The sequence below is a fragment of the Bradyrhizobium sp. SHOUNA76 genome (assembly GCF_023006445.1).
In the GTDB taxonomy this organism is placed as follows: domain Bacteria; phylum Pseudomonadota; class Alphaproteobacteria; order Rhizobiales; family Xanthobacteraceae; genus Bradyrhizobium.
In genome coordinates, this window is record NZ_JALBHA010000229.1 from 1 (window position 1) to 9,365 (window position 9,365).

Sequence of the window (9,365 nt, forward strand, 5' to 3'; positions counted from 1 at the left end):
CCCGAGGTGAAGGCGCGGGTGCTGCCGCAGGTGCTGTGCGGCGAGAAGATCTCGGCGCTCGCGATCACCGAGCCGGGCGGCGGCTCCGATGTCGCGAACCTCCGCACAAGGGCACGGCGCGACGGCGATCACTACGTCGTGAGCGGCGAGAAGACCTTCATCACCTCAGGAATGCGCGCCGATTATCTGACCGTTGCGGTGCGTACCGGCGGCGATGGCGCTGGCGGCGTCAGCCTTCTCCTGATCGAAGGCGACACGCCCGGCCTGTCGCGAACCAAGCTCAAGAAGATGGGCTGGTGGGCCTCCGACACCGCGACGCTGCATTTCGACGGGTGTCGCGTACCCGCCACAAACCTGATCGGCGAGGAGGGGCAAGGCTTCAAGATCATCATGCAGAACTTCAACAGCGAGCGCATGGGCATGGCAGCAAGCTGCACCGCCTTCGCCCGGGTCTGCCTCGACGAGGCGGTCGCCTATGCCAAGGAGCGCAAGACCTTCGGCAAGCCGCTCGCGCAGCACCAGGTGATCCGCCACAAGATCGTCGATATGGCGCAGAAGGTCGCAGCGTCCCAGGCGATGCTGGAGCTGCTGGCCTGGCGGCTGGAGCAGGGCGAAAGCCCGGTCGCCGAAATCTGCATGATGAAGAACCAGGCGACGCAGACCATGGCGTTCTGCGCCTCGGAAGCCGTGCAGATCTTCGGCGGCGCCGGCTTCATGCGCGGCATCAAGGCCGAGCGTATCTACCGCGAGGTCAAGGTCAACGCCATTGGCGGCGGCACCGAGGAGATCATGAAGGATCTCGCCAGCCGGCAGATGGGGTTGTGACAACCGTCGTCCCGGGGCGCGCGGAGCGCGAACCCGGGACCTAGAGATGAGTCCTAACATATCGAGATTCCGGGTTCATCGCTTCGCGATGCCCCGGAATGACAGGAGTAAAATGCTGTTCACCGTCGACCACGACGACATCCGCCGCTCCCTGCAGAAATTCATCGCGAACGAGATCAATCCCCACGTCGATGAGTGGGAGAAGGCCGACATCTTCCCGGCGCACGAGCTGTTCAAGAAGATGGGCAGCCTCGGCTTCCTCGGCCTGAACAAGCCGGTCGAGTTCGGCGGCTCGGGCCTCGACTATTCCTATGCGCTGATGATGGCGGAGGAGCTGGGCGCGATCACCTGCGGCGGCGTGCCGATGGCGATCGGGGTGCAGACCGACATGGCGACCCCGGCGCTGGCGCGGTTCGGCTCGGACGAAGTGCGCCGCGAATTTCTGGCGCCCTCGATCTCGGGCGATTTCGTTGCCTGCATCGGCGTCTCCGAGCCGGGCGCAGGCTCCGACGTGGCCTCGATCAAGACGCAGGCGCGCTCCGACGGCGACGATTACGTCATCAACGGCGGCAAGATGTGGATCACCAACGGCACCCAGGCCGACTGGATTTGCCTGCTCGCCAACACCGGCGACGGACCCGTTCACCGCAACAAGTCGCTGATCTGCGTGCCCATGAAGAGCAAGGGCGTCACCGTGGCGCGCAAGCTCGACAAGATGGGCATGCGCTCCTCGGACACCGCGCAGATCTTCTTCGACAATGTCCGCGTGCCCAAGCGCAACCGGATCGGCGAGGAGGGCAAGGGCTTTACCTACCAGATGATCCAGTTCCAGGAGGAGCGGCTCTGGGGCGCGGCGGCCTGCCTGAAGGCGCATGAATACATCATCGATCAGACCATCGAATACACCCGCAATCGCAAGGCTTTTGGCCAGAGCATCCTCGATAACCAGGTCGTGCACTTCAAGCTGGCGGAGATGCAGACCGAGGTCGAGCTGTTGCGCGCGCTGATCTATCGCGCCGCCGAGCAGCTGGTCGCCGGCGAGGACGTGACCCGGCTTGCGACCATGGCCAAGCTGAAGGCCGGCCGGCTTGGCCGCGAGCTCACCGACGCCTGCTTGCAATATTGGGGTGGAATGGGCTTTACCAACGAGACGCCGGTCAGCCGCGCCTATCGCGACAGCCGCCTGACCTCGATCGGCGGCGGCGCCGACGAGGTCATGCTGATGGTCCTGTGCAAGATGATGGGCACGCTGCCGGGTAGCAAAGGGAATGCATCATGATCACGCTCTATCATTGCGAGGCTGCGCGCTCGTTCCGTCCGCTCTGGATGCTGGAGGAGATGGGGCTGCCCTATGAACTGAAGATGCTGCCGTTCCCGCCGCGGGTTTTCGCCAAGGAATATCTCGCACTCAATCCGCTCGGCACGATTCCCTTCATGGTCGACGGCGAGACGAAGATGACGGAGTCCTCCGGCATCTGCCACTATCTCGGCATCAAATATGGTCCGACGCCTTTGATGGTCGGCCCGGAGGACCCCGCCTACGGCGCCTTTCTGAACTGGATGTATTTCAGCGACGCCACATTAACCTTCCCGCAAACGCTGGTGCTCCGCTACAGCCAGCACGAGCCGGATCAGCGGGACAACAAGGTCGTGGGCGACTATGCGAAATGGTTCCTGGGGCGGCTGCGCGCCGTTGAGGCAGCGACGGCAAATGCCGATACATTGTGCGCGGGCCGCTTCACCGCGGCCGATATCGTGATCGGTTACGCGCTCCGGCTCGCTGGAACCACCGGGCTGGCGAAGGATTTCGGGCCAAATGTCGCAGCCTATTGGGCGCGATTGCAGCAGCGCGACGGCTTCAAGCGTGCCGTTGCTGCGGAGCAAAAGGCCGGCATCGAGCAGAATGTTGCGTCTCGCGTGAGGGCGTAGATTGCTTGCGTCATTCCGGGGCGATGCGCAGCATCGAACCCGGAAGTTCGAGGTTCCGGGCGGTCCTGCAGACCGCCGCGGAATGACGGCGCTTGTTTTCATGACAGCGCTATCCCGTCGTGACAGCGGCCAAATTTCCGCTAAGGTGACCCCCGTCCGCAGCGGCCAGAGAGCCGCGCGAGGAGGATCCCAATGGAAGATAAAGGTCGCGAATCCGACCATCTGATGCTGATCACGCCGGAGCGGGTATTCTATGCCGGCCTGCTCGGCCGCCCTCGCAAGCGGACCCCCGGCTGCTGCCATGTCTATGTTGCGGTGAAGGGCAGCCTGCACCTGACGATTGACGATGTCCACACGTCGGACGAATTGATCGTGACCCTGCCGAACCAGCGGCACACCATCGCCAGTGACTATCGCAGCGTCATCAGCGTGACGCTGGAGCCGGAAAGCATGCCGGATGGCATGATCGAAGTCCTGGCCGAGCGGTTGCGTGGTCCGGACAAGGCCGCCTATGCCCGCAAGATCCTGGCCGCCTACGCGTTGCTGCGTCAGCGCCGCTATGGCGACATCACGACCGCTGAGTTCGACCAGATGTGCTTTGGCGAGGCGCTGCCGCGCCGCGAGCTCGACCCGCGGGTGACCCGCGCCGTCGCCCGCATCGGGCGTTTCTCCGGCGAACCGGTGACGGCCGACACCTGCGCGGCGGAAGCAGGGCTCTCGGCTTCGCGCTTCCTGCATCTGTTCAAGGAAGAGACCGGCATCTCCTTCCGCTCCTTCCGCGCCTGGAAGCGTGCGCGCCATTTGCTGCACTTCGCCAACCAGGACCTCAACCTCGCCCATCTCGCGCAGGATATCGGCTATCCCGATTCCACGCATTTCAGCCACTCGATCCGCCGCTTCTACGGATTGAAGCCGCGCGCGATCTTCGTCGGCTCACGCGACCTTGCGATCTACCGCAGCACCGAGACGGTGCGGCTCGCGGAGGCGAGCTAGCACCGCTCTCGTAGCTCCCGTAGGGTGGGCAAAGCGAAGCGTGCCCACCATTTCCTTAACGGCGAGACGTGGTGGGCACGGCGCAAGGGCGCCTTTGCCCACCCTACGAAAGCTCGCCCTTCTTCAGCTTCTCCGCGCAAGAAGCCGCATGCCACCCATCACATGATCGCAATCGTTGACTTCTCAACGTGCGAGACATTTTTGGCATGAGCGACAAGGCCGTCATCACCTGCGCGCTGAACGGCGTGCTCACCGACCCGAAGCAGCACAACGTGCCCGTGACGCCCGAAGAGATGGCGCGGGAGGCCAAGGCTGCGTTCGATGCCGGCGCGTCCATCATGCACATTCATCTGCGCCAGCAGGCGCCGAACAAGGGGCACCTGCCGTCCTGGGAGGTAGCGGTGAGCAAGGAGATCCAGCAGGCGATCCGCGAGGCCTGCCCCGGCGTCATCATCAACCACACAACGGGCGTGTCAGGGCCGAATTACAAAGGCGCGCTTGATTGCGTCCGCGAGACCAAGCCCGAGATCGCCGCCTGCAACGCCGGCTCATTGAATTACCTGAAGGTCAAGGCCGACAATACCTGGGCCTGGCCGCCGATGATGTTCGACAACGCGGTCGAGAAGGTGAAGGACTATCTCGACGTCATGAACGAGGTCGGCACCATCCCCGAGTTCGAGTGTTTCGACGTCGGCATCGTCCGCTGCGTCGGCATGTACCGCCAGGTCGGCATGTACAATGGGCCGCTCGAATATAATTTTGTGATGGGCGTTGCTTCGGGAATGCCGTCGGATCCGGAGTTGCTCCCGATCCTGATCAAGCTGAAGCGACCCGAGGCCCATTTCCAGGTCACCGCCATCGGACGCGAGGAGATCTGGCCGCTGCACCAACGCTGCGCCGAGCTCGGCGGCCATTTGCGCACCGGTCTCGAAGACGCCTTCTATCTCGCCGACGGCAAGAAGGTGACGTCGAACGGCCAGCTGATCGAAGCCATCGCGGCCTGTGCCCGCCGCGCCGGCCGCGAGATCGCGAGCCCGGCCGAGGCGCGGAAGATCTTTGGGACGAATCGCTGAGTATCCCCGTCGTTCCGGGGCGATGCGCAGCATCGAACCCGGAACCTCGAGATTCCGGGTTCACGCTCCGCGTGCTCCGGAATGACGATCAAGGTCTGTCATGTCCATTCTCGAAAACACCATCTCCCCCGGCAGCGCCGCCTACCAGGCCAACCGCGACGGCATGCTCGGCCTGATCGACCGCATGCGCGCGCTGGAAGAGCGCACGCGTGCGGCGTCGGCGGCCGCGAAGGAACGCTTTCACAAGCGCGGCCAGTTGCTGCCGCGTGAGCGCGTCGCGCTGGTGCTCGATCCCGGTGCCCCCTTCATCGAACTGTCCACGCTCGCAGGCTACATGTTCGACGTATCAGATGCCGCCAAGAGCGTGCCCGGCGGCGGTGTCATCGCCGGCATCGGTTTCGTCTCGGGCATCCGCTGCATGGTCAGCGCCAACGACGCCGGCATCGATGCCGGGGCACTGCAACCTTACGGTCTCGACAAGACGCTGCGGGTGCAGGAGCTCGCGCTCGAGAACAAGCTGCCTTATGTCCAGCTCGTCGAAAGCGCCGGCGCCAATCTCTTGCGCTACCGCGTCGAGGACTTTGTCCGCGGCGGCAACATCTTTCGTAATCTCGCCCGGCTCTCGGCGGCAGGCCTGCCCGTCGTCACCGTCACGCATGGCTCTTCGACCGCCGGCGGCGCGTATCAGACCGGTCTCTCCGACTACATCGTCATGGTGCGCGGCCGCACGCGTGCTTTCCTTGCAGGGCCGCCGCTGCTGAAGGCGGCGACCGGCGAGATCGCGACCGAGGAAGAGCTCGGCGGCGCCGAGATGCACACGCAAGTGTCCGGCCTCGGCGACTACCTCGCCGAAGACGATCGCGATGCGCTTCGCATCGCGCGCGAGATCATGGCGGCAATGGAATGGGAACGTCCGGGCAAGGCGCCTCCGCAATTCAAGCCGCCGCGCTACGATCAGGACGAGCTGCTCGGCATCATGCCGATGGACCACAAGCGCACCGTGGACATGCGCCAAGTGATCGCGCGCATCGTCGACGATTCCGATTTCACCGAGATGGCGCCGAACTATGGGCCCGCCACCGTCTGCGGTCATGCCCGCATCGAGGGGCAGGCGATCGGTATCATCACCAATAACGGCCCGCTCGATCCCGCCGGCGCCAACAAGGCGACGCATTTCATCCAGGCCTGCTGCCAGACCCGCACGCCGATCCTCTATCTCAACAACACCACCGGCTACATGGTCGGAAAGGCCTATGAAGAAGCCGGCATGATCAAGCACGGCTCGAAGATGATCCAGGCGGTCACCTCGGCCACCGTGCCTCAGATCACCATCTATTGCGGCGCCTCTTTCGGGGCCGGCAATTACGGCATGTGCGGTCGCGGCTTCCATCCGCGCTTCTGCTTCTCCTGGCCCAACGCCAAGACCGCGGTCATGGGCGGCGAGCAGGCGGCTGAAACCATGGCGATCGTGACCGAGGCCGCCGCGGCGCGGCGCGGCAAGCCCATCGAGAAAGACAAGCTCGATGCCATGAAGGCGCAGATCATCGGCGTGTTCGACGGCCAGATGGACGTGTTCTCGACCAGTGCGCGCGTGCTCGACGACGGCGTGATCGATCCGCGCGACACCCGCGCGGTGCTATCCGAAGTGCTCGCGATCTGCCGCGAGGGCGATGCGCGCACGCCTCAGCGCATGCAGTTTTCGGTGGCCCGCCCATGAGGAACGGATCAGTGCAGCGCCGGCCGTTCTTCAAGGTTTTGGTCGCCAACCGCGGCGAGATCGCATTGCGCGTGATGCGCAGCGCGCGGCAGCTCGGCCTCGGTGTCGTCGCGGTCCATTCGGATGCCGATCGCGACGCGCTCCACGTCAAGCAGGCCGATCAGGCCGTGCGGATCGGCGAAGCCCTGCCGGCGCAATCCTATCTCAACATCCCCGCGATCATCGCCGCCGCGAAAGCCAGCGGCGCGGACGCCGTCCATCCCGGCTACGGCTTCCTCGCCGAGAACGAAGACTTCGCGCAAGCCTGCAAGGATGCCGGCCTCGTCTTCATCGGCCCGTCGCCGCAGGCGATCGAGGCGATGGGCAACAAGGCCGGTGCCAAGGAGATCATGAAAAAGGCCGGCGTTCCCGTCGTGCCCGGCTATCAGGGCGCCGACCAGGGTGACGATGTGATGCTCGCGGAAGCCAAAAAGATCGGCTTCCCCGTGATGATCAAGGCCGTCGCCGGCGGCGGCGGACGCGGCATGCGGATGGTGACGGACGCTGCTTCGTTCCCGGATGCGCTGCGCAGTGCGCGGTCGGAGGCGAAGGCGGCGTTCGGCGATCCCATCGTCATCCTGGAACGCGCCATCCAGAATCCCCGTCACATCGAGATCCAGGTGTTCGGCGACAGCCATGGCAACGCCATCCATCTCGGCGAGCGCGACTGCTCGGTGCAACGGCGGCACCAGAAGCTGATCGAGGAGGCGCCGTCGCCCGCTGTGACGCCGGAGCTGCGCGCAAAAATGGGCGAGGTCGCGGTCGCCGCGGTCAAGGCGCTACGTTACGAGGGCGCCGGCACGCTGGAATTTTTGCTCGATGCGAGCGGCGCGTTCTACTTCATGGAGATGAATACACGTCTTCAGGTCGAGCATCCCGTGACCGAGGCGATCACCGGGCTCGATCTCGTCGAGCTGCAGCTGCGCGTCGCGCGCGGCGAGGCGCTGCCGGTGAATCAGCAGGATATCAAGCTCTCTGGTCACGCCATCGAGGTGCGGCTCTGCTCGGAAGATGCCGAGCACGACTTCATGCCGCAATCGGGCCGCATGGCGCGCTGGCAGGTGCCTGAAAGCATCCGTGTCGAGCACGCGCTGCAATCGGGTTCGGAGATCCCGCCGTTCTACGATTCCATGATCGCCAAGGTGATCAGCCATGGCGTCACGCGCGAGGAGGCGAGGGGGCGGCTGATCGTCGGCCTGGAGCAGCTCACGGCCTTTGGCGTGACCACCAACCAGGCTTTCCTGATGTCGTGCCTGCGTCATCGCGGTTTTGCCAGGGGCGAGGCGACGACGGCCTTCATCGGCGCGCACCGCGACGAGTTGCTGGCGCCGCGGGCGGATGCTGCGTTCGATACGGCGCTGGCGGGCCTGCTGCTCTACGTGACAAATCCGCGTGCACCGTCATGGCGCGGTGGCCGGAGCCTGTCGGCAACGTTCCCTCTGCCGGCGAGAATCGAGATCGCCGGCCAGACGTTCGAGCTCGAAGTCACCCGCGAACGCGACGGCAGCTACGCCGTTGCCACCCACGGCCGACAGGACAGATTTGAGATCGACCAACTCGATGCCGACGCCATCCGCTTCCGCCACGACGGCGTGATGGACAGCGCAAAGTTCCTGCGCGACGGCGATCGGCTCTATCTCCAGCACCGCGGTATCCCGCTCGCGGTGACTGACCTGACCCTCGCTGCGCCGAAGGCCGCTGCCGCCAACGGCGGCGATGGCAAGGTGCGCGCCGCCATGAACGGCCGCGTCGTCGCCGTGCTAGTCAAGCCGGGCGATCGCGTCACCGCCGGCCAGCCGGTGCTGACGCTGGAAGCGATGAAGATGGAGCACGTCCACAAAGCCGGCATCGACGGCGTCATCGCTGCGATCGACGTCGCCGAAGGCGAGCAGGTGACCACGGGACGGATCGTCGCGGAGATCGGGGCCTAGTCGGCGCCGCCAGCTCACAATCGTAGGGTGGGCAAAGGCGCGCTCTTCGCGCGCCGTGCCCACCATTCGTTTCGATTGGCATAAGGATGGTGGGCACGCTTCGCTTTGCCCATCTACAACATCAGCCTTGGCCGCAACCTCTGAAAACTGAGTGATTTCAACGTCATTTCGGTCGGTGCAGAGCTGCCTCAAACCTCCATTGAACATTGTTCAATTTCTGGCTACTAATTGTGAACGATGTTCAATCATCCTGGAGGCCTTCATGTTGCACCCAACATATCCCGCCCGAGACGCCACGCGCCCCTCAGAGTCCCCGCGACCGTCGTTCCCTCCCCTCCAGACGCGCGAAAAATATCTGATCGCCGCGCTGCTCGCCCTGGCGTTGGCGGCGCTCCTGGCGCCCCCGCTACCCGCTGCAGCCTGGCACATTCCCCACTTCGTCGACGGCCGCGCCTGGCTCGGCATACCGAACGCCGGCGACGTGCTGAGCAATCTTGCCTTCCTCGCGATGGGCGTTTGGGGCTCGGAGCGGCTGCGCGCCCGGCATGATGCGCCCGTCGGTGCAAGCTGGCTCTTCGTGGGGCTGATCCTCACGTGCCTGGGCTCGGGCTTCTATCATCTGGACCCCGACGTGCCGCAGCGCCTGGTCGCCGATCGTCTCGGCATGGCGGTTGCGTTTGCGGGCTTTCTCGGTATCGCAGCCAGTGAGCGCATCAGCGTGCGGGCCGGTGAAGCCGTGCTGGTGCTGATGATGATCGCGGGTCTGCTAGCTGCCTGGGTGGCGCGTGAGAACCTCACGCCATGGGTGGTCGTGCAGTACGGCGGCATGGCGCTGGCCGTGGGCCTGGCGTTGACGCG

Annotated in this window: 8 protein-coding genes; all 8 read left to right on the top strand. The window is 64.8% G+C overall.

Features of this window, described 5'->3' with window-relative positions; all coding sequences use genetic code 11:
• On the top strand, positions 1–825 hold an 825-nt coding region (locus MOV74_RS21935; RefSeq protein WP_246926633.1), incomplete at its 5' end, for an acyl-CoA dehydrogenase family protein.
• A gap of 112 nt (positions 826–937) precedes the next feature.
• On the top strand, positions 938–2,104 hold the full coding sequence (locus tag MOV74_RS21940) for an acyl-CoA dehydrogenase family protein (protein ID WP_246926635.1): 1,167 nt from the start codon (positions 938–940) through the stop codon (positions 2,102–2,104).
• Entirely contained in the window at positions 2,101–2,754 is a 654-nt protein-coding gene (locus MOV74_RS21945) for a glutathione S-transferase family protein (RefSeq protein ID WP_246926637.1), read from the top strand. The genes MOV74_RS21940 and MOV74_RS21945 overlap by 4 nt, the downstream gene beginning before the upstream one ends.
• 192 nt (positions 2,755–2,946) lie before the next feature.
• Entirely contained in the window at positions 2,947–3,747 is an 801-nt protein-coding gene (locus tag MOV74_RS21950) for an AraC family transcriptional regulator (protein ID WP_246926638.1), read from the top strand.
• A 206-nt stretch (positions 3,748–3,953) separates the two neighbouring features.
• The gene (locus MOV74_RS21955; protein ID WP_246926640.1) at positions 3,954–4,820 is read left to right on the top strand and encodes a 3-keto-5-aminohexanoate cleavage protein; all 867 of its coding nucleotides are present in this window, start codon (positions 3,954–3,956) and stop codon (positions 4,818–4,820) included.
• A 100-nt stretch (positions 4,821–4,920) separates the two neighbouring features.
• A complete protein-coding gene (locus MOV74_RS21960; protein ID WP_246926642.1) occupies positions 4,921–6,537 on the top strand; it encodes an acyl-CoA carboxylase subunit beta in 1,617 nt (538 codons plus the stop codon).
• Positions 6,534–8,507: an acetyl-CoA carboxylase biotin carboxylase subunit gene (locus MOV74_RS21965; RefSeq protein WP_246926644.1), complete on the top strand. Its 1,974-nt coding sequence runs from the start codon at positions 6,534–6,536 to the stop codon at positions 8,505–8,507. The genes MOV74_RS21960 and MOV74_RS21965 overlap by 4 nt, the downstream gene beginning before the upstream one ends.
• 262 nt (positions 8,508–8,769) lie before the next feature.
• Positions 8,770–9,365 (top strand): hypothetical protein (locus MOV74_RS21970; protein WP_246926646.1); only part of this gene is annotated, 596 nt, incomplete at its 3' end.